The organism is Streptomyces sp. NPDC054932, from assembly GCF_053610205.1.
This window is the reverse complement of record NZ_JBSGXU010000165.1, coordinates 1-18,419: the sequence shown is the minus strand read 5'-3', so window position 1 is coordinate 18,419 and position 18,419 is coordinate 1. Positions and strand designations below refer to the sequence as shown.

The window sequence follows — 18,419 nt, the reverse complement described above, 5'->3', positions numbered from 1 at the left end:
GTCCATAAGGGTCCGGCCCTGTGACCTCCGCCCCGGCCCCTGCCCGTTGATTCAGAAGTCGCGGGAACTTCCTTCCGCATCCGTGCGACTACCTCGCCGGAGAGAGCGCCGTCCCGGGCCGCCGGTGGGCGGCGCCTCGTCCGTCTGGAACCGAGTACAAGAATCCGGAGTGACGATGACGGACCGGCTTGAGTACCCGACCCTGGTGATCACCGCTCTGAAGCGGTGGGCGCCGCCGCCCGCTCTCTTCGGCTTCCTGGCGCTCCTCATAGTGATGTTCACCGTGGCGTACGGGGTGGGCGCCGGTGCCGGCCCGGTCGCTCCCGGCATGCGCTCCACCGAGGTCGACACCCCGGGACTCGACGGCGACCCGGGACGACCGCACGGGCACACCGGCGGTACGGGTGGCACGCGGTGACGGCGGAGCGGACGGAGGTGGCGACGACCACCGATCTGGTCGTGGGCGGCATGACCTGCGCGGCCTGTGTGAACCGGGTCGAGAAGCGGCTGGCGAAGATCGAGGGCGTGAGCGCCACGGTCAACCTCGCCACCGGGCGGGCGCGGGTGAGTCATCCGCCGGACGTGACGACCGAGGAGCTCGTGGCGGCGATCGAGAGGGCGGGCTACAGCGCCGAACCGCCCACGCCGCCCACGCCCGCGGAAGACCGGACACCATCGCCGCAGACCGAGGGTTCCGACGGCCGTGAGGAGGTGCAGCGGCTGCTGATCACCGCCCTGCTGTCCGTTCCGGTTCTGGTGCTGTCGATGGTGCCCTCGCTGCAGTTCCGCAACTGGCAGTGGCTGTGCTTCGTGCTGGCCGCGCCGGTCGCCGTCTGGGGCGCGTGGACGTTCCACGCCCGGGCGGCCCGCGGGCTGCGGCATGCCGCGGCGACGATGGACACCCTGGTCTCGCTGGGCGTGCTCGCTTCCTTCTCCTGGTCGGCGTACGCGCTGTTCCTGGGCGGGGCGGGCGATCCGGGGATGCGGATGCCGTTCAGCCTGCTGCCCTCGGCCGGCGGGGAGGTGGCACACATCTACCTGGAGGCCGCGGTCGGTGTGCCGCTGTTCGTGCTGACCGGGCGTTTCCTCGAATCCCGGGCCCGGCGCGGCACGGGCGAGGCACTGCGCTCGCTCGCCGGGCTGGCCGCCAAGGACGTGACCGTACGGGAGGACGGGCGCGAGCGGCTCGTCCCGATCGAGCAGTTGCGCGTGGGGCAGGAGTTCATCGTCCGGCCGGGCGAGCGGGTCGCGACGGACGGCGTGGTGGCCTCCGGTGGTTCGGCCGTCGACCTTTCCCTGGTCACCGGCGAGAGCGAACCCGTCGAGGTGGGTCCCGGTCAGCCGGTGGTCGGAGGTGCGGTCAACGCGGGCGGCCTGCTGATCGTCCGGGCCACCGCGGTCGGCGCGGACACCCGGCTCGCCCGCATCACGCACCTGGTCACCGAGGCGCAGGCCGGCAAGGCCCGGGCCCAGCGCCTGGCGGACACGGTGGCGGGCGTCTTCGTCCCGGTGGTGCTGGCCCTGGCCGTCACCGTTCTCGGCTTCTGGCTCGGTGCCGGGGCCGATCCGCAAGCAGCCGTCACGGCCTGTGTGGCCGTCCTGGTCGTGGCCTGTCCCTGCGCGCTGGGGCTGGCCACCCCCACCGCCCTGCTGGCGGCCACGGGACGGGGCGCGCAGCTGGGTCTGCTGGTGAGCGGCCCCCAGGCCCTGGAAACCCTGCGTCACGTCGACACCGTGGTCCTGGACAAGACCGGCACGCTGACGACCGGCCGGATGACCGTCGCGCGCGTGACACCCGTACCCGACGGGATCGGGAGGGACCGGGCCCTGTGGCTGGCCGCGGCGGTGGAACAGGGCTCCGAGCACCCGCTGGGCCGCGCCGTGGTCGTGTACTCCCGGCAGGAACTGCGCCGGCTCCCGCCCGGCGAGGTGAGCGGCTTCCGGGCCACCGCGGGCATCGGTGTGACGGGGGTGGTGGAGGGCCACCGCGTGGAGGTCCGGGCCGCCGGCCCGGATCTGCACCCGGCGCTGGACAGGGCACTGGCCGAGGCGGGGGCGGCCGCGCACACGCCGGTCCTGGTACGGGTGGACGGCGCCGACCAGGCCCTGATCTCCCTCGGGGACGTCCTGCGCCCCGGCAGCTACCGGGCCGTCGACGGGCTGCGGCGCCTGGGGGTGGAGCCGGTACTGGCCACCGGCGACCGCGGGGCCACCGCGTCCCGGGTCGCCTCCGCGCTCGGGATCACGGACGTGCACTCCCACTGTTCACCCGAGGACAAGGCACGGCTCGTACGGGAGTTGCGCGGTCAGGGGTGCCGGGTCGCGGTGATCGGCGACGGGGTGAACGACGCCGGCGCCCTGGCAGAGGCCGACCTCGGCATCGCCATGGGGAGCGGAACGGACGTGGCCATCGGCGCGGCCGACGTCACGCTGGTGCGCGGCGACATCGAGGCGGTCGCCGACGCCGTCCGACTGGCCAGGCGGACCCTCTCGACGATCCGGGCCAACCTCGTCTGGGCCTTCGGATACAACGTCGTCACCGTGCCGCTGGCAGCGGTGGGACTGCTCAACCCGATGGTCGCGGCCGCCGCGATGTCGGTCAGTTCCCTGATGGTGGTGGGCAACAGTCTCCGATTGCGTACCTGGCAGCCCGCGCCGCGGGCACGCCGGGCGGGTACGAAGGGCCGTGCGGGAGGGACGGGGCGATGACGCGATCATCTGTGGCGAGGACCTGGGGCAGCCGGCTCCCCGACCGCCGACGCGTGCGCGAGGGGCTGCGTGCCGCGATCGTCCCGGTGGTCGCCTGTGCGGTGGCGCTGACCGGTCTGACGCTCTGGACCTCGTCCGGCGCCGCGGGCACCCCGCCGCGGATCGCCGCGGGCAACGGGCGCATCTTCCTTCCCTACGGCAACAGCCAGGACACGGCCGCCTTCTTCGAGATCACCAACATCGGTGGCGCGCAGGACCAGTTGACGGGGGTCACCTCGCCCGCCGTCGAGGAGGCGATGCTGAGCCGGCACGAGAGCTCCGGCCTCGGGGCGGACAGCATGAGGATGACGGGCGCGGTCGAGGTGCCCGCGGGCGGCACCCTCGCCATGTCCCCCTTCGACGTGAGCGTGATGGCACGGACCCGCACGAAGAGCCCCTGGCAGGCGGGCGACATCGTGCCGTTCGTCCTCCACTTCCGGCACAGTCCTCCGGTGCCGGTGGTGGCGGTGGTGGTCCGGCCCGGCAGCTGACCCGCTGCCGGGCCCGCCGGTCCGCCCCACCCCCCTCGTCCTGCTTCCTACTGCTCCTGCCGCCCGGCGGCCGGCCGCGTCCACACCGTGCCGCGGGCCTCGTACTCCAGCCTGGCCTCCACACCGGTCGCCGCGTCGGCGCCGAGTTCCCGGCGGACGAGCCACAGGGCCAGGTCCAGCCCGGAGGTGATGCCGCCGGCCGTGACCAGATCGCCGTCGTCCACCACCCGGGCGTTCTTGACCAGCCCGCCCTGCTTCGCCAGCTCGGGCCGTGCCATGTGATGGGTGGTGCAGGGGCGGTTCCCGGTCAGCCCGGCGGCGGCCAGCAGCATGGTGCCCGTACAGACCGCACTGACCGTGAGGCCGGGACGTACCGCCGCCGCGAGCTTCTGCGGCAGTACCCCGCTGCGGATCTCGGCCCGGACACCGGGGCCGTCGGGGCGGGCGTATCCCCCGCCGGGTACGAGGAGGATGTCCGTCTCGCGCGGGGCCCAGCCGTGGTCGACGTGCACTCGTGTGCCGTAGGCGGCACGGACCACACCCGGACGCGAGGCGGTGACGTAGCGGACCTCGACCTCACGGCCCGTGAAGAACCGGGCCGCGCAGAACACCTCGTAGGGCGCGGCGAAATCGAGCTCCTCCACCCCGTCGAACATCACGACATGCACGCGCAGCGTGTGCGAAGGGTCCATGCTTCCCACCATCGGCCCGTACCCGAACGCCTGCAAAACCGGCGTTCCGGTGGCCCGAGCCGCGTGGCTCCCGCGGACGGTCGGCATCAACCGGGATCGACCGGGTAGCCGCGTCATCGCAGAGGTCCAGCGCTCCGAGTGAGGCACACCGTGAGAAAACTCCCTCCCTCTCCGCCGGAAACCGCCGTCCGGCCCGCAGCCCCGCTCCCGGGGGACAACGGCGGGGACGGGAGCCTGCCGCACGACCACACCCAGGCGATCCTGGAGACCACCAAGCGCGTGGCCGCACTCCTGAAGGCGTCGGGGCAGCCGTTCGCACTCGCCGGCAGCGTCGCCGCCTTCGCACACGGAGTGCCGGCCGGCTTCCAGCACGACACCGACTTCTGCGTCCGGCCCGAGGACGCGGACACCGTGGTCAGGGCGCTGGAGGACGGCGGCATCGCCATGCGCCGGGCCCCCGAGGACTGGCTGGTGAAGGGCCGGGCAGGTGGGGAGGAGATCGACCTGATCTTCGAGCTCGCCCGGCGTCCGGTGAACACCGCGCTGCTGGAACGGGCCGTGGTACGGCCGGTGGACTCGGTGTGGATGCCGGTGCTGGCACCCACCGACCTCATGGACGCCCGGCTCACCGCGCTCTGCGAGCACTACTGCGACTTCGGCGACCTGCTGCCGATGGCCCGGATGCTGCGGGAGCAGATCGACTGGGACCGGCTGAACCGGGCCCACCGGTCCGCCCCGCTGCCCGACGCGTTCCTGTACCTGCTCGAACGGCTTCAGATCACCGACCCCTGGGAGGCGACGCCGTGACGTCGACCGATCTCATCGAATACCGCATCGAACACCTGCGGGAACGCCTGGCACGCGAGGAGATCGCCGAGCTCGGCGTCCGGATCGAGGCGCGCGGCGCGGGCGTACTGGTACGGGGCGGCGTGAGCAGCGACGAGTGCCGGGTGGAGGTCCTGCGCATCACGGCGGAGGAGCTCGTGGGCGTCCCCTGGCGCGAGGACATCACGGTGTGCTGTCCGAACCCGCCCGACCGCTCGGAGGTACTGCCGTGATCCGCGTGGCGGCCGTCGGCGACATCCATCTCGGCCCCGGGAGCGAAGGCCTGTTGCGCCCGGCCTTCGAGACGCTCGGAGACCGTGCGGACCTGCTGCTGCTCGCGGGCGACCTGACCCGCCACGGCACCCCGCAGGAAGCTCACGTCGTGGCCGGGGAGGTGGCCCTGCTCCCGGTGCCGGTGATCGCGGTACTCGGCAATCACGACTACCAGAGCGGCCGGCAGACGGCCGTCACCCGCGTGCTGGCCGAGGCAGGGGTGCGGGTCCTGGAAGGCGATGGCGTACTGGTGGACGTCGACGGCGCGAAGGTCGGTGTCGCCGGGACGAAGGGCTTCGGCGGTGGCTTCGCGGGGCGCTGCGGCAGCGAGTTCGGCGAACCCGAGATGAAGGCGTTCATCCGGTACACCCGGCGCTGCGCGGAGGAACTCGCGCGATCGCTGCGAGAACTCGCCGACGCGGGCAGTGACCTGCGCATCGCGCTCACCCACTTCTCCCCCGTGGCGGACACGCTGGCGGGCGAGCCTCCCGAGATCTATCCGTTCCTCGGGAGCTATCTGCTCGCGGAGGCGGTCGACGAGGCCGGCGCGGATCTCGCCGTCCACGGCCATGCCCACCTGGGCACGGAACACGGGACGACGGCGGGCGGAGTGAGGGTGCGCAACGTCGCAATGCCGGTCATCGACCGGGCCTTCGCCGTCTACCAGCTCACCCCTGACGACTCCCCACCGAATGGTCACCGAACGTCACTACCATAGTGCCTCGCAGCGAGCCGGCCACGAGATCACGAAGAATGACACATGGCCACGACGTGCACAGATTCAATCCATCGGGATGTGGGTAGGGGGCTTGAGGGACCCGAGGAGGGCTCATGCCTACCACGCTCAGTAACCAGGCCGCTCCCGCGACGCAGCGGGACGCACGTCCGGACCCGTCCGGGACCCCCGGGACTCCCGAGATCCGCGATCCGCAGTCCGTGAGCACGGCGGACGCGCACGATCTGTCGGTGACGCTCTTCCGGCGGCTGCGCGAACTGGACGAGGGGACCGCGGAGTACTCGTACGTGCGCAACACCCTGGTCGAGCTGAATCTGAGCATGGTCAAGTACGCGGCCACGCGCGTCCGTCACTGCAGCGCGCCCTGGGAAGACGTCATGCAGGTCGGCACCATCGGCCTGATCAAGGCCATCAACAGGTTCGACCCGGAGCGCGGATTCGAGTTCATGTCGTTCGCCCTGCCCACCATCGTGGGCGAGATCAAGCGGTACTTCCGTGACACGACCTGGGCCGTCCGCGTACCGCGCCGGCTGCAGGAGCTGCGCATCGACCTGGCCAAGGCGAACGACGCCCTGGAGCAGGAGCTGGGACACGCTCCGAGTGCGAAGGAACTCGCCGAGCGGCTGGACATCACCGCGGAGGAGGTCTGCGAGGGCCGGCTCGCGGCCAACGGCTTCACCAGCCTCTCGCTCGACCTCCCCGTGACGGAGGAGGACCCCGCGCCCGGCTCGCTGGCCCGCGGCCTCGGCATCGAGGAGAGCCGCTTCGAGACGGTCGAGGACCTGGAATCGCTCAAACCGCTGCTGGAGGAGCTGAGCGAACGGGACCGGGCGATCCTTGCCCTCCGCTTCGGGGAGGAGCTGACCCAGGCCGAGATCGGCGAGCGCCTGGGGATGTCGCAGATGCACGTCTCCAGGCTGCTCAACCGCATCCTGGGGCGGCTGCGGGAGGGGTTGCTCGCCGAGGAGCCGCAATCCGCTCCGGCCTGAGGCACTCCACCGTCCGTCCGGGACCGGCAGGCATATTGCGCCGGAACCCGGGCAGGTGCACAAGAGCACGACGGAAGGGTGATGCCGGATGGTGCCGGAAGCGGAGAGCGAACGCTTCACCGTCGCGGTGGAGGCCGTGGACGGAGCCGTCGTCCTCGCGCTCGCGGGGGAACTGGACCACGACACGGCGCAGCCGCTGCGGGAGGCCCTCGATACGGCACTCGCCCCGGGCCGTCGGCTGCTGATCGACCTGGCGGGGCTCGGATTCTGTGATTCCACCGGACTGAACGTGCTGCTGACCAGTCGGCTGGCGGCGCAGGAGACGGGAGCCAGCCTCGAACTGGTCGGCTTGCACGGTCCTGTGGCCCGCATGTTCCGGATCACAGGTGCGGACGGTGTGTTCCCCGTCCACCGTGATGTGCCACAAGCACTGAGGACGACACGAGGTGGAGGAGCCTGAGCGCCATGGAGCAGCAGGGGCCGTCCGACCGGACCTGGCGCCTGGTGCTGTCCGGTACCACCGACGTCGTCTCGCGCAGCCGTGACTTCACCCGCCGGGCCCTGACCGCCTGGCGCTGGTTGCCGGGGACGGGGGAAAGCAGCCGCGAGGCCGCCGACGACGTGTTGCTGCTCGTGTCCGAGGTGGTGGCCAACGCCTGTCTGCACGGCGGAGGACCTCGCGCACTCGTCCTGGACTGCTCGGCGGAGCGGCTGCGGATCGAGGTCACTGACGGCAACCCGGCCCCGCCGGTGCGCGTACCGGCATCGGGGCCGGGCGCACGCGCGCAGCCGGGCGGTCACGGGCTGCTGATCGTGGAACGCCTGGCCAGGGACTGGGGTTCCGAACCGGGGGCGGACGGCAAGCGTGTCTGGTGCGAAGTGCCGTGTCCGCCGGGGATCCGCGTTCCCGGATGACCGGCCGCGCGGAAACGCTGAATCGCAGGATCGCGGGTGCGGCCGGCTGTTGCAGGGGCGCTTTCGGGGTAGACCCCACACATGACCGCCACCGAGCCGCGCAGTCTTTCTGCCGGAGCCCCGGGCCGCCGCCCGGGGCGCGGCCCGGCAGCGGCCCTCGCCACGAGCGGCCGACCGGTGGTGTCGACCGTGGGGGTGGAGGAGGAGTTCCTCCTCGTCGACCGGCTGACCAGGGCTCCGGTGGCGCGCGCCGGCCACGTGATCGACACGGCTTCGCACGCGCTCGGTGAACTGGTGCAGACGGAGTTCTACCGCTGCATGGTCGAGGTCTGCACCCGGCCCACCACCGGCGCCAGCGACCTGCGTGAGCAGCTCCGCTTCCTGCGGGCCGCCGTCAGCGACGCGGCACACGCCTCGGACTGCCTGCTCGTCGCCTCCGGCACCCCCGTGGTACCGCCCACGGATCCGATCCCGGTGACCGACACCCCTCGCTACCGCCGCATGGCCCGGCACTTCGACGCCCTCGTCGACGGCAGGCTGGGCATCGTGTGCGGCTGCCACATCCACGTCGGCACCGCCGACCGTGCCGAGGCCCTGTTCCTGGCCAACCGCGTACGCCCGTGGCTCCCCGCCCTCCAGGCCCTCGCCGTGAACTCTCCGTTCGCCGGCGGACTGGACACCGGCTTCGCGAGCTGGCGGGCCCTGGAATTCGGCCGCTGGCCGACCGCGGGCCCCGCTCCGCTGCTGGACTCCGCCTCGTACGAGAGGACCGCGGAGGCCCTGGTGGCCTCGGGCGTCCTCATGGACCGCCGGATGATCTACTGGTTCGCGCGCCCGTCCGAGCACCAGCCGACCATCGAGTTCCGCGTCGCGGACACCAGTGCCGACCTCGACACCACGCTCCTCGTGGCGCTGCTCCTGCGCGGCCTGTGTGCCACATTCCTCGGCGCGGCCGCCGAGGGCCGGCCGCCGCCCGACGTCTCCGTGGCGCGGCTGCGTGACGCGCACCGGCACGCCGCCCGGTACGGCCCCACCGGGTTCGCCCTCGATCCCTTCACCGGCGAGCTCGTACCGTCCCAGGTCCAGGTGGCCGCCCTGGTCAGGGCGGCCAGCCCGGGGCTCCGGGCGGCGGGCGACGAGCCGGAGGTCCACCGCCTCCTCGACGCGCTCCGCAGGAAGGGCACCGGAGCGGCCCGCCAGCGTGCCGTCGTCCGTCGTACGGGCCGCCTCCGGGACGTGGTCGACCACCTGGCCGATCTGACCTCTTGCGCCTGAGTCCCGGAGCCGGTCCGCCTACTTCAGGCCGATTTCGTCGCAGGCCGCCCGGAGCCTGTCGGTGCAGATCTCGGCGATCGTGTAGATGCCGTCATCGACCACCGTGGTCTTGACGTTGTTCCTGGTCAGCGCGACACCGGGGACGAGCACCGCCGGTATGCGCTTGGTGGTCGGGCTGTCGACGATCTGGTTGATGAGCCCGTCGATCTTCTGGCCCTTGGCGAGGGCGACGGCCATCTCCGCGGCGGCCGCGGCCTCGGGGGCGTACCGCTTGTACACCGTCATGTACTGGTCGCCCGCCACGATCCGCTGCACACTGGCGAGTTCGGCGTCCTGCCCGGTGACCGGGGGAAGCGGGGAGACGCCGGCGGCCTTGAGGGCGGTGATGATGCCGCCCGCCATGCCGTCGTTGGCGGAGTACACGCCTGCGATCCGGCCCTTGCCGAGCGCCGAGAGCGCGGCCGTCATGTTGGCGTTGGCGTTCTCCGGCTTCCACTCGACCGTGTCGTACTCCTTGCCGACGCTCACCTTGCCGTCGAGGACGGAGTGCGCACCGGACTTGAACTGCTTGGCGTTCGGGTCGGTGAGCGAGCCGTTCACCATGACGATCTGGCCGTCCCTGGCCTTGTCGCCCAGCGCCTCCAGCAGCGCCTTGCCCTGGACCCTGCCCACGTCCTCGTTGTCGAAGGAGGTGTACGCGTCGATCGGGCCCTCCGCCAGCCGGTCGTAGGCGATGACCGGGATACCGGCGTCCTTCGCCCGCTTGACCGCCCCCGCGATCGCCTTGGCGTCCACGGCGTCGATGATCAGGGCGTTCACCTTGGCTTTGATCATCGCGTCGACCTGGGCGTTCTGGGCGGTCGCGTCCTGCCGGGCATTGGCGTACACCACTTTGCCCTTGCCGCGGGTGAGCTTTCCGACTTCCTTCTCGATCAGCGGCTTGTCGAAGTTCTCGTAACGCGCGGTCTGGTCCTCCGGAAGCAGGAGGCCGATCTTGATCGCGTCATCCTTGAGGGAGCCGCCCGGTCTTCCGTCGGCGTCCTCCCCGCTGCCGCAAGCGGCGAGCGAGACGGTCATCGCGGAAACGGCGACAGCAACAGCGGCACGACCCAGATGTGCGTTCACGATGTAAACCTCCCTGACGAGGCCGTGTCCTTGCGGCCGAGGTAGGGGCAGTCAACTCGGCAGTCACACCAGCGTCAAGAAGTGAATTATTAACGTGATGGCAACGTTGCCATCACCGTCCGCAATCGCACATTCAGGCCTATCCGGATAAATTCAGGACCATTGCCCCCGCCGCAACAGTTCAACTTATGAACCAAAAGGGAACGTCACGCACTGGGTGCGGGACGGACCCTCACCCGTGAGGCGGGCGACTGGTGACCGCCGGTCGCGATCATGCGCACGTCGCCCTGGTCGCTGATCTCCGCCTGCACGATCCCGGTGTCGTCGGCGTAAATGGGATGGCCTCCCGGGCCGGCCCGGTCGGTACGGTGCACGAGGACCGATTCCTCGCCCCCCGGAACGGCATGGTCAGGGCCGGCGAATACCAACTCGTACGTGCTGTCCCGTCCCATTCCGGCCTCCTCTGCGCCCGATGAATTCGGGCGGATGGGTCCACCAATACGCGAATGCCCCTCAATGCCATTATCAGGCAGAGCCGGGCGACCGCCCTCGCGGCGACCGGGAACGGCCGGGCAGTTCCGGGCACGGGGCCGGGGAAAGCGTCCGTAGGAGTAACGCTCCGTGCAGATGCGGGATTCCCTGTCTCGTTGTGATCTTCCTCCACCGCTGCGCGCCTTTCCGCAGCACCCGTGACCTGCGCATACTCCAGGACCCACCGCGCCCCGCACCACCTCGGGGTGCCGGTCGATCGGATGGAGCTGATGAATCAGATGACGTCGCGCACGGTCTCCGCGGCAGCCTCGGGCACCTGGGTGCTCGGCGACCTCACGGTCAACCGGATGGGCTTCGGCGCCATGCGCCTGACCGGCAGCGCCGCCTTCCACGAGGGCGTACCCAGCGACCGCGACCGGGTCATCGCCGTACTGCGCCGGGCCGTCGAGCTGGGCGTCAACCACATCGACACCGCCGCCTTCTACTTCTCCCGACTGCGTTCCGCCAATGAGCTGATCAGCTCGGCGCTGGCGCCGTATGCGGACGACCTCGTCATCTCCACCAAGGTCGGCCCGGCCCGGGACGCCTCCGGCTCGTGGGCCGAGTCGGCCCGGCCGGACCAGCTGCGGGGTCAGGTCGAGGAGAACCTGCGCCAGCTCGGTCGCGACCACCTCGACGTGGTGAACCTCCGCATCATGGGCCAGGACTCCGTCAGCGAGCACTTCGGCGCCCTGTCCGAACTGCGCGACTCCGGACTCGTCCGCCACCTCGGCATCTCCAACGCCCACCTGGAGCACCTGGCCCAGGCCCGGGCGATCGCACCGGTCGTCTGCGTGCAGAACCCCTACGGAATCGACTCCCGCGCCGGGAAGGAGATGCTCCGCGCCTGCGCTGCGGACGGCATCGCCTTCGTGCCCTTCTTCTCCATCGCCGGAGAGGGGCGCGAGGCCGGCGCCGTCCGGTCCGAGCACGAAGAGGTCCGCGCGGTCGCCCGGACGCACGGTGCGTCACCGGCGCAGGTGCGGCTCGCCTGGATCCTGCAGCAGGGCGCCCACGTACTGGCCATCCCCGGAACCGGCAACCCGGATCACCTCGCGGACAACGTGGCAGCGGGCGCACTGCGCCTGTCGGAGGAGGATCTCCGGCCGCTCGATTCGATCAGCCGTTCCGCGCCCTGACGTAGACGGGCCTGCGGCGGCAGAACACCAGAACCATGCACGTGAGCGTGTGCGAAGAAACGGTAGGAACAGCCGTTACACGACCCTGAACCCGTTCGGAGCAGGGCCGGAGGGTGTCGCGGAGGTTGGGCGTCCGCTTGGGAATGCCTCCGTCTCCGGGCCTGCCAAGGCTCGTTTCGCGCGCTCACGCGGTTCACGTCAGCGCGATGTTGACGTGTGTCCACTACAAGCGAGAGTCACCGATAGATCCGCATTTCGCAACACGCCCCGAATTGGTGGCGTTTGATGCTGCTTGGGGGCCAGAGTGTGGCTCCTCGGCAGGACGCCGGGAACTGTTCGGAGCCCACCCCCGTGAACGAGCGGGGCGGGGCCGCTGTCTGTTGAAGGGGTCATCTTCATGTCTGCTTCTCTCGCCACCCGCCGGGTCGTCGCCGCGTTCCTGGCCGCAGGAGCCCTCGTCGGTGCCGCCGCCCTCCCGGCCACCGCCGACGACCACCGGCGCGACCGAGACCACCGGGCCCCGCAGTCCTCGCTCGTCATCAGCGATGTCCAGTACGGAACCGCCGGCCGCGGCGACCGCTCCGCCCGCGCGCTGAACCGTGAGTGGGTCGAGGTGAAGAACACCGGCCGCAGGGCCGTCAACCTGCGCGGCTTCACCCTCACCGACCGCCAGGGCAACCGCTACCGCTTCGCGGACTTCCGCCTGGACGGCCGCTCCAGCGTCAAGGTCCACACCGGCCAGGGCCGCGACACCCGCCACGACGTCTACCAGGACCGCCGCCACCAGATCTGGGACGAGCGCGACACCGCCACCCTCCGCGACAACCGCGGCAACGTCATCGACAGCGACTCCTGGAACGGCCGCCGCCACCACCGCAACGGCTGACCCCGGCAGTCACCGGGACTCGCCGGCGCCCGCACTCCCCCGCAAGCCGGGGGGGTGCGGGCGTCCGCGTGAGTATCGTCCCACCCCTCGATATTGGGCGGCGACTGTCAGAGGGGGGTGGCAGGATCTACGGCGGTGATCCGACCACCTACAGGGGGCAGGGATGGGGAGCACGACGTTCGATTGGCCGCGCGGCGCGGAGGCCCGGGACACAGAGGCGCTGGAGCTGTGGCTGGCCGTGCACGGCTGGGAGGTGGACCCGACGGTGTTCATGGCCGGCGGGCTGGGCCCGGCGGTGCAGGTGCAGCGGATCGGCGGCGCGTGCCAGGACGGGGAACCGGGGCTGCTGATCCTGCCGGGCGAGACGGTGGAGTACGCGCAGGACCGGATGCGGATCGCTCCCCGGGCCGCGGTTGCGGCCGCCTGCGGCACTTCGTAGGAGGACCCGGCGCCGGTCGGGACACGGCGCGCGGCACCAGCGCGCGGCCTCGGCACGCCGCTCCGCGTGAGGGGGCCTCGTCAGTCGTCGAGCAGCCGCCAGGCGGTGAGGGCGAGGGAGGCCCGGACCAGTCCCGTGGGTGTGGTGATGTCGATGCCCAGCGTCTTCGCGATCCGGTCGAGCCGGCGTGCGACGCTGCTGTGGTGCAGGTGCAGGAGGTCGGCGGCCCGGCGCAGGGAACCCGTGGCGCAGTAGGTGTCCAGGGTCTCCAGGTCCTCGGGGTCGCCCGCGGCGATTCGGGCGACCGCGGCCACGTCGGCGTTCTCCCGCACGGTGTCCCGGGGGACCCGGGCCAGCAGCGCCGACGCCCCCAACTCCGCGTGGTGGACGACCGGCCGGCGTGCCGTGGTGAAACGCAGGGCGGTGCGGGCCTGCTGCCAGGAACGTGCCGGGCCCTCGGCGGCGCCGATGCCCGCGCGTACGCCGGCCGGGATCCGGGCGGGGTCCACGGTGGTGGCCAGGATGACGCCCACGCCGGCGAGGGATGCCGCTTTCACGGGGCGGGCGGGACAGAGCAGGGAGCCGATCCGGTCGAGCGGGAGGTCCGAGCGCACGGCGACGGCATGGACCGGCGGGTCGGCGGTGAAGCCCAGGAGGCGCAGCGCCCGCGTCCGGGCGGCCTCGTCGCCGTCGGGGCTGATGGCCAGTTCGACGAGAGCGGGGTCGGCCATGGTGGTGCGGGCCGGTCCGTACCGTTCCACGGCTGCCGCGGCGGCGATGGCGAGCCGGTCGAGGAGGACGTCGTCGAGTGGAGTGGGCGGGCCGGGGCGCTCCAGCCACACGTCGCCGATCTCCTCCTCGTCGAGCGTGATCGGCGCGGTGGTGGTCGCGGGTGCCTGCGGGTCGGGGGCCCGTCCGCCGTCGGGCGAGACGCGGATCGTGCGCCCCGTGCCGTGGAGCCGGATCCCGGCCACGCACTCGGCGAGGCCGGCCGAGGAGCGGGCGAGCGCCGGGAGGTCCACTCGCCTGCGCATCAGCGTGTCGAAGAAGGCGATGATGCGGATCGCGCCGTCGACGTACGGATCCAGTCCTGACAGTCGTACGGCCAGTGCCTCCATACCAGGAGGATAGGGCGCCGCGGCGGGGAGCAGAAGCGCCGGTCGGCGCGCTGTCCTGGTGCGATGCGCGACAGTTGGCGGATGCTCCGGCGGCGGGCGGGCGCCGAGGGTGGCCGGCATGGAACCCGTGCTGAGGGCGCTCCTCGGGAGCCCGGGGCACGGGAGCACTCCGGCGGACGCCTGGCCCTGGCTGATCGCCTTCGGGGCGGCGGTCGCTGTGTTCGGGGCGCTGCGCTCCGCCGGTGACCTGTCCGGCTTCCGCGTCGGACCACGCTGTTGCGTGGCCCGTACCACCGGCTCGCGGGCCGCCCACCGCGCCGAACGACCGCTGATCCCGGCTCAGTAGGTGACGACGATCCGGCGGGCCGGACCGTCCACCCGGATGCGGCCTCCGACGGGGACCACGAGCTGCGGGTCGGTGTGACCGAGGTCGACGTCGAACACCACCATGGTGTCGGGGGCGTACTCCCGCAGGACCCGCAGGACGGCTTCCCGCTGCTGCAGCCGGAAGTGCGCCTTGTCCGCGGCGTCGAGCCGCTTCTCGAACGACCAGCTCTTCGCCCGGCCCATGAGCAGTGCGGGGAACTGCTGCAGCAGTCCGCGTTCGCCCATGCTCCGCAGGATCCGGTAGACCTCTTCGGCGCGCGGCATTTCCTCGGAGGTCTCCAGGAACAGCACGTTCCCGGCATGGGAATCGACCGGCTGCAGTTCACGGTCGGCCATCAGCATCCAGGAGATGATCTCCAGGTTGCCGCCCCAGCCGATGCCTTCGACGACCTGGTCGCCGTTGTGCCAGGACCAGCCGTCGGCGGGTTCCATGTGCGGCTCGGAGGCGAAGGTGTGCGGGTCCTCCCAGGGGCCGTTGACGTCCCCGTAGGTGCTCGCCGCGGTGAGTTCATACTCGCCGTGGGTGAACAGCGCCGCCCGGAGGGAGGCGGCGGTCGAGGGGTGCATCGCGCCGGGCCGCCCGAACTCGACCATGACCGAACCGCCGTGGTAGCCGACGATGCCCAAGTTCCGCAGGAACAGAAGCAGGTTGGTGTTGTCGCTGTAGCCGAAGAACGGCTTGGGGTTGGCCCGCAGGAGGTCCCGGTCGAGGTGGGGCAGGACGGTGATCTGGTCGTCGCCGCCGATGCTGGCGATCACTGCCTTGATGTCGGGGTCCGCGAAGGCCGCGTGGATGTCCGCGGCCCGCTCCTCGGGCGTCGCACCCATCGTCCGGGTGGTCGGGTATTCCACCGGCTTCAGCCCGAAGTCGTCCTCAATCCTGCGCAGCCCCGACTCGAAGGGGAGCGGGAACAGGCCGGGAAGGCCGGACGAGGGCGACAGCACCGCGACCGGGTCTCCGGGGCGGGGTTTCGTGGGGTAACGAGGATCCGTCATCCGATGATCATAGAAGTTGGCGAGTCCGGCCTCACAAAACCGTACGGGGAGAGTCGGCGCCGACACGGCGGACCGACGTCTACGGGCGTGTCGGTATGGCGATCATCCCTTCCTATCATCTCGAATCGAACACAAAATCGAGATAAATGAGACTGTGTCCGATGCTGTTCGGCGCATCACGTCGGAGAAAACTGGTCCGCCGTCAGAGCCATGGCGCATGCGACCGAGAACAGGACCCCGACCACTGATCTGACGTTACCTGCCAACCGATTGCGGAGGTGTCACGATGCCCTGCTTCAGGACCGACTTCCGAAAGGTCCCCAAGGACCTTCTCCCCACGTGCTGTTGCCCCAGAGCCCGCGCCGCCCTCTCCCTGCTGCTGCTCACGGCCGCCGTACTGACCGGCCCCGCAGACCCGGCGCACGCCGCCGCCCCCTATGGCGCCAGAGCCGTCGCGGTGGCCGCCTCCAAACAGGGCTCGCCGTATGCCTACGGCGCCACCGGCCCCAAACGCTTCGACTGCTCGGGGCTCACCCTCTACGCCTTCAAGAAGGCGGGCAAACGGCTACCACGCACCGCCGACCAGCAGTACGAGCACACCCGCCACATCCCCGAGGCCGATCGCGCGGCCGGGGACCTGGTCTTCTTCCCCAGCGGCGCGACCATGACCCACGTCGGTATCTACGCCGGCGACGACCGGATCTGGCACGCCCCGCGCCCCGGCACCCGCGTACGTCTGGAGCGGATCTGGAGCTCGGCGGTCCGCTATGGGCGAGCCACCTGATCCGGCCGGTCCGCAACCGATGGCCGCCGAGCGCGGAGGTGACCGGGCCAACGGGAAAGGAGAGCAGTCCGGTTGCGCCCCGCTGCCCCGGCAGCAGTCATGACGGCCCCGCGCCGGCGGGTCCGGGAGCACTCATGCGTCCGCCCCCGGCCGGAGACGGGCGGCCAGGGCGGGCCGGGGCCGGGGCCGGGTCATTCCCCGGTCGTGCCGTCGATCGCCTCGCGCAGCAGGTCCGCGTGCCCGTTGTGGCGGGCGTACTCCTCGATCATGTGGGTCAGGATGTAGTGCAGTGAGTAGGGCTGGTCGCCGAAGTCCCCCGTCACGTCGAGGGACTCGGCGGCGGCCACGATCGCCCGTGAGCGCTCGCACGTCTCCTCCCAGATCCTGAACGAGTCGGCCACGTCCGCGTCCTCGACGTGGAACTCCGTCCACTCCCCCGCCTCGTTCTTCGGGAAATAGCCGCGCACGTCCTCACCGGCCAGGACGTTGCGGAACCACCCGCGCTCCACCTCCGCGAGATGGCGCACCAGCCCGAGCAGGCTCAGTCCGGACGGGGGCACCGCCCTCATCCGCAGCTGTTCCTCGTCCAGGCCCGCGCACTTCATCATCAGGGTGTCGCGCTGCCACTGCAGGATGCTGGTCAGCGTGGCACGCTCGTCGCCCACCAGAACGGGCCTGGTCCTCTGTTCGTCGATCACCGGGTGATCATCCCATCCGGTGCCGGCCCGCCCCACCGCGTTTTCAGTGCCGGTCAGCGCAGCTGCCGGAAGAAGGCGCGGATGTCCCCCACCAGCAGCTCCGGCACCTCCATGGCGGGGAAGTGGCCGCCCCGGTCGTACGAGGTCCAGCGCACGACGGTGTCGGTGCGCGCGGCGATGTGGCGCAGCGGGATGAAGTTGTCCCGGGGGAAGTCGGCCAGTGCGGTCGGGGTGCTCGAGACCTCGGGGGGACCGCCGGCGTACGCGGCGTGCGCCCGCTCGTAGTAGATGCGGGCCGCGCTGCCGGCCGTTCCGGTGAGCCAGTACAGCATCACATTGGTCAGCATCTGGTCCCGGTCCACGGCGCATGCGGGATCGCTCCACTCGTCGAACTTCTCCGCGATCCAGGCGAGCAGCCCGACGGGCGAGTCGTTGAGCGCGTACGCGAGGGTCTGCGGCCGGGTCGCCTGGATGTCGGCGTACCCCTGCCGCTCACGGGCCCAGATCCGGTACCGCTCCCAGGACGCCTGGGTGCGCTCCCGTTCCGCGGGGGACAGCGCGGCCAGCTCCTGCGGCCGGGGCTCGGCCGTGGCCCCGCCTCCGGGCAGCAGGTTCAGGTGTACTCCGGTCACGCGCTCCGGCCGGATCCGCCCGAGTTCCCGCGAGATCGCGGCGCCCCAGTCCCCGCCCTGCACCCCGTACGACGCGTACCCGAGCCGCTCCATCAGCACGCCGAAGGCCCGCGCCACCCGCTTGAACTCCCAGCCCGTCTCGGTCGTGGGCCCCGACAGTCCGAAGCCGGGGATGCTCGGGAGCACCAGGTGGAAGGCGTCCGTCGGATCGCCGCCGTGCGCCCGGGGATCGGTCAGCGGGCCGGCGACGCGCTGGAACTCCACCGGTGACCCCGGCCAGCCGTGGGTCATCAGGAGCGGCGTCGCGTCCGGCTCGGGCGAGCGGAGGTGCGCGAAGTGCACCCGCGCGCCGTCGATGACCGTGGTGAACTGCGGCCACTCGTTGAGCCGGGCCTCGGCCGCCCGCCAGTCGTACTCCTGGCTCCAGTACCGGACGAGCTCCCGGATGCGTTCGAGCGGCATCCCGTAGGCCCACCCGACCCCGGGCAGCTCGTCGGGCCACCGCACCCGCGCCAGCCGCTCCCGCAGGTCGTCCAGCTCCCCCTGATCCACATCGAGCCGAAAGCCGCACAACCGCTCGTCAAGATCACTCATGACCGCATGCTAGGGGGTGTCCGCAAAGTAGCGCCGGCGCCCGGAGGGCGCGGCCCGCGGCGTCCGGCGCGGTGCATCGCAAGGCGGAGAGGCGCAGCTCGTACCTGTTCGTACTCGCGCGCTTCGACAACGCGGCGAGGTGCCGT

General features: G+C 71.4%; 22 protein-coding genes. 15 read left to right on the top strand and 7 right to left on the bottom strand.

What is annotated here, in order from left to right; translation table 11 throughout:
- Positions 1-175 precede the first annotated feature (175 nt).
- From ACWGE1_RS31895 to ACWGE1_RS31885, 3 genes are read left to right on the top strand one after another with little or no spacing between them, the layout of a single operon-like run.
- Positions 176-418: a hypothetical protein gene (locus ACWGE1_RS31895; RefSeq protein ID WP_453423928.1), complete on the top strand. Its 243-nt coding sequence runs from the start codon at positions 176-178 to the stop codon at positions 416-418.
- Positions 419-468: 50 nt separating this feature from the next.
- Positions 469-2,709: a heavy metal translocating P-type ATPase gene (locus ACWGE1_RS31890; protein WP_453423931.1), complete on the top strand. Its 2,241-nt coding sequence runs from the start codon at positions 469-471 to the stop codon at positions 2,707-2,709.
- Positions 2,706-3,239 carry a copper chaperone PCu(A)C gene (locus tag ACWGE1_RS31885; protein ID WP_453423927.1) on the top strand — a complete coding sequence of 178 codons (534 nt, stop codon included), beginning with the start codon at positions 2,706-2,708 and terminating at the stop codon, positions 3,237-3,239. The genes ACWGE1_RS31890 and ACWGE1_RS31885 overlap by 4 nt, the downstream gene beginning before the upstream one ends.
- 47 nt (positions 3,240-3,286) lie before the next feature.
- Here the strand turns inward: ACWGE1_RS31885 and ACWGE1_RS31880 are convergent, their stop codons facing one another.
- Positions 3,287-3,931 carry a DJ-1/PfpI family protein gene (locus ACWGE1_RS31880; RefSeq protein ID WP_453423926.1) on the bottom strand — a complete coding sequence of 215 codons (645 nt, stop codon included), beginning with the start codon at positions 3,929-3,931 and terminating at the stop codon, positions 3,287-3,289.
- A 150-nt stretch (positions 3,932-4,081) separates the two neighbouring features.
- Here ACWGE1_RS31880 and ACWGE1_RS31875 point away from each other — a divergent pair, with 150 nt between their 5' ends.
- The 7 genes from ACWGE1_RS31875 (at position 4,082) to ACWGE1_RS31845 (ending at position 8,944) form a co-directional block, all read left to right on the top strand.
- Positions 4,082-4,738 carry a nucleotidyltransferase family protein gene (locus ACWGE1_RS31875; RefSeq protein WP_453423925.1) on the top strand — a complete coding sequence of 219 codons (657 nt, stop codon included), beginning with the start codon at positions 4,082-4,084 and terminating at the stop codon, positions 4,736-4,738.
- Positions 4,735-4,989, top strand: coding sequence for a hypothetical protein (locus ACWGE1_RS31870; RefSeq protein WP_453423924.1), 255 nt, complete (start codon positions 4,735-4,737; stop codon positions 4,987-4,989). The genes ACWGE1_RS31875 and ACWGE1_RS31870 overlap by 4 nt, the downstream gene beginning before the upstream one ends.
- Positions 4,986-5,747, top strand: a complete 762-nt coding sequence (locus ACWGE1_RS31865) for a metallophosphoesterase family protein (RefSeq protein ID WP_453423923.1) — start codon at positions 4,986-4,988, stop codon at positions 5,745-5,747. The genes ACWGE1_RS31870 and ACWGE1_RS31865 overlap by 4 nt, the downstream gene beginning before the upstream one ends.
- A 113-nt stretch (positions 5,748-5,860) precedes the next feature.
- Positions 5,861-6,754 (top strand): SigB/SigF/SigG family RNA polymerase sigma factor, encoded by an 894-nt coding sequence (locus ACWGE1_RS31860; protein ID WP_453423922.1) that lies wholly within the window; start codon positions 5,861-5,863, stop codon positions 6,752-6,754.
- Positions 6,755-6,842: 88 nt separating this feature from the next.
- Entirely contained in the window at positions 6,843-7,214 is a 372-nt protein-coding gene (locus ACWGE1_RS31855) for an STAS domain-containing protein (protein ID WP_453423921.1), read from the top strand.
- A 5-nt stretch (positions 7,215-7,219) separates the two neighbouring features.
- Positions 7,220-7,669 (top strand): ATP-binding protein, encoded by a 450-nt coding sequence (locus tag ACWGE1_RS31850; RefSeq protein WP_453423920.1) that lies wholly within the window; start codon positions 7,220-7,222, stop codon positions 7,667-7,669.
- Positions 7,670-7,750: 81 nt separating this feature from the next.
- Positions 7,751-8,944, top strand: coding sequence for a carboxylate-amine ligase (locus ACWGE1_RS31845; RefSeq protein WP_453423919.1), 1,194 nt, complete (start codon positions 7,751-7,753; stop codon positions 8,942-8,944).
- 18 nt (positions 8,945-8,962) lie between these two features.
- On the opposite strand, the gene ACWGE1_RS31840 is transcribed toward ACWGE1_RS31845, so the two are convergent.
- Together ACWGE1_RS31840 and ACWGE1_RS31835 are read right to left on the bottom strand one after the other, a co-directional pair.
- Positions 8,963-10,021 carry a sugar ABC transporter substrate-binding protein gene (locus tag ACWGE1_RS31840; protein ID WP_453423930.1) on the bottom strand — a complete coding sequence of 353 codons (1,059 nt, stop codon included), beginning with the start codon at positions 10,019-10,021 and terminating at the stop codon, positions 8,963-8,965.
- Positions 10,022-10,275: 254 nt separating this feature from the next.
- Positions 10,276-10,521, bottom strand: a complete 246-nt coding sequence (locus tag ACWGE1_RS31835; protein ID WP_453423918.1) for a DUF6296 family protein — start codon at positions 10,519-10,521, stop codon at positions 10,276-10,278.
- A gap of 318 nt (positions 10,522-10,839) precedes the next feature.
- On the opposite strand from ACWGE1_RS31835, the gene ACWGE1_RS31830 reads away from it, so the two are divergent.
- The 3 genes from ACWGE1_RS31830 (at position 10,840) to ACWGE1_RS31820 (ending at position 13,064) form a co-directional block, all read left to right on the top strand.
- Positions 10,840-11,739 (top strand): oxidoreductase, encoded by a 900-nt coding sequence (locus tag ACWGE1_RS31830; protein WP_453423929.1) that lies wholly within the window; start codon positions 10,840-10,842, stop codon positions 11,737-11,739.
- Positions 11,740-12,136: 397 nt separating this feature from the next.
- Positions 12,137-12,625, top strand: a complete 489-nt coding sequence (locus ACWGE1_RS31825) for a lamin tail domain-containing protein (protein ID WP_453423917.1) — start codon at positions 12,137-12,139, stop codon at positions 12,623-12,625.
- Positions 12,626-12,788: 163 nt separating this feature from the next.
- Positions 12,789-13,064: a hypothetical protein gene (locus ACWGE1_RS31820; RefSeq protein WP_453423916.1), complete on the top strand. Its 276-nt coding sequence runs from the start codon at positions 12,789-12,791 to the stop codon at positions 13,062-13,064.
- 80 nt (positions 13,065-13,144) lie between these two features.
- Here ACWGE1_RS31820 and ACWGE1_RS31815 read toward each other — a convergent pair whose 3' ends face one another.
- Positions 13,145-14,182 carry a PucR family transcriptional regulator gene (locus ACWGE1_RS31815; protein WP_453423915.1) on the bottom strand — a complete coding sequence of 346 codons (1,038 nt, stop codon included), beginning with the start codon at positions 14,180-14,182 and terminating at the stop codon, positions 13,145-13,147.
- Between the two features lie 118 nt (positions 14,183-14,300).
- Between ACWGE1_RS31815 and ACWGE1_RS31810 the strand changes: the two genes are divergently transcribed.
- A complete protein-coding gene (locus ACWGE1_RS31810) occupies positions 14,301-14,528 on the top strand; it encodes a hypothetical protein (RefSeq protein WP_453423914.1) in 228 nt (75 codons plus the stop codon).
- On the opposite strand, the gene ACWGE1_RS31805 is transcribed toward ACWGE1_RS31810, so the two are convergent.
- Entirely contained in the window at positions 14,522-15,565 is a 1,044-nt protein-coding gene (locus ACWGE1_RS31805) for a S66 family peptidase (RefSeq protein ID WP_453423913.1), read from the bottom strand. The two genes, ACWGE1_RS31810 and ACWGE1_RS31805, sit on opposite strands and share 7 nt — an antisense overlap.
- Before the next feature lie 286 nt (positions 15,566-15,851).
- Here ACWGE1_RS31805 and ACWGE1_RS31800 point away from each other — a divergent pair, with 286 nt between their 5' ends.
- Entirely contained in the window at positions 15,852-16,349 is a 498-nt protein-coding gene (locus tag ACWGE1_RS31800; RefSeq protein ID WP_453423912.1) for a C40 family peptidase, read from the top strand.
- Between the two features lie 191 nt (positions 16,350-16,540).
- On the opposite strand, the gene ACWGE1_RS31795 is transcribed toward ACWGE1_RS31800, so the two are convergent.
- Positions 16,541-17,047 carry a DinB family protein gene (locus tag ACWGE1_RS31795; RefSeq protein WP_453423911.1) on the bottom strand — a complete coding sequence of 169 codons (507 nt, stop codon included), beginning with the start codon at positions 17,045-17,047 and terminating at the stop codon, positions 16,541-16,543.
- A 53-nt stretch (positions 17,048-17,100) separates the two neighbouring features.
- The gene (locus tag ACWGE1_RS31790; RefSeq protein ID WP_453423910.1) at positions 17,101-18,273 is read right to left on the bottom strand and encodes an epoxide hydrolase family protein; all 1,173 of its coding nucleotides are present in this window, start codon (positions 18,271-18,273) and stop codon (positions 17,101-17,103) included.
- Positions 18,274-18,419 lie beyond the last annotated feature (146 nt).